This is a genomic window from Streptomyces sp. NPDC001153, from assembly GCF_053598315.1.
In genome coordinates this window covers 1-1,059 of sequence record NZ_JBSFJZ010000139.1, presented here as the reverse complement: position 1 = coordinate 1,059, position 1,059 = coordinate 1, and the positions used below count along the sequence as shown (strand labels likewise).

The 1,059-nt window shown below is 65.6% G+C and carries 2 protein-coding genes; both read right to left on the bottom strand.

Going from position 1 to position 1,059, the window contains the following annotated elements; all coding sequences use genetic code 11:
- On the bottom strand, positions 1–743 hold a 743-nt coding region (locus ACWDEN_RS48125; RefSeq protein ID WP_450864483.1), incomplete at its 3' end, for a WXG100 family type VII secretion target.
- Positions 743–1,059, bottom strand: a 317-nt coding sequence (locus tag ACWDEN_RS48120; protein WP_450864481.1) for a DUF6317 family protein, incomplete at its 5' end; no start/stop codon positions are given. The genes ACWDEN_RS48120 and ACWDEN_RS48125, both read right to left, overlap by 1 nt.

Sequence of the window (1,059 nt, the reverse complement as noted above, 5' to 3'; positions counted from 1 at the left end):
TTGACCTTGCTCACCGCGTCGCGATAGGCGCTCTTGGCAGGGAGATCATCGGGCATTTTGCGGCCCTGTTGCTGGTACGTCCTGCGTTCAGCTTTGAGTTCTTTCTTCGCGGCCCGTTCCTCGGCCTTGGCGGCGTCGATCTTGTCGCGGGCCTTCTTGCCGTCAACCCGGGTGTCCTCGGCAGCGGAGGCGTACAGGCCGCGCAGGAAGTCCGCGATGGTGACCTTGTCACCCGGGAGTACCGACGAAGACTTCTTCTTCGTGACCTGCAGGTACAACCCTCGCAACTTGTCCGCTGCCACCAGCCGGGCATGCTGCGCGGTGTGCTGGATCTCGGTACAGGCCGCCTCGTACTCCTTCAGCGCGGCCGCCGTCTTGGGGTCGGAGGTGACGATCGGTGGGACGACGCCCTTGTCGGCCATCGGAAGGCCCTGGGACGTGGCGACGTGCTCGGCGTTCTTCAGGGCGGTGTCACAGGTGGAAAGGGCGTCGGCGAGGTCACCGAGTATCTTGCCCGCGTCGTGCACGAGAGTGGCGAAGGCGCCGGCCGTGATCGCGTCAGCGGTCCACTGCGCGCGGAAGGTACCCGCCGCTTCGCCCTTCCAGCTCGCGTCGGTGGCCAGCTTGTCGACGACCTGGGTCAGCGGCTTGACCACGCCGTCCAGCTTGTCCTTGGCGTTCTTGTACGTGTCGGACATCGTGCGCAGCGTGCCGATGTCCCCGCCGACCCAACTGTCGCCCATCAGCCTTTCTCCAGGTCCAGGTCATCGAACAGCCCACGCACGTCGATGTCGTGCCGGTGGAAGGAGTCCCTCGCGTATCCGACCTTGTCCCCGTGCTCGTCCAGCTTGTCCGCCAGGCCGAGGTGCAGCCCGATGATGAGGTCGGCGACCTCCTTGATCGCGTGGTCCAGTCCCGGATCGCCACCGCTGCCTATGGGCGGCGCCACGTCGGAGTGCAACTTGCGCCAGTCGGTGGCCTGGTCGTGAAACGTCTTCGCCATCGTGGTGAGGTCGTCCAGGATCACCTTGAAGCCGGCCGACATCAGCGGACCTCCTG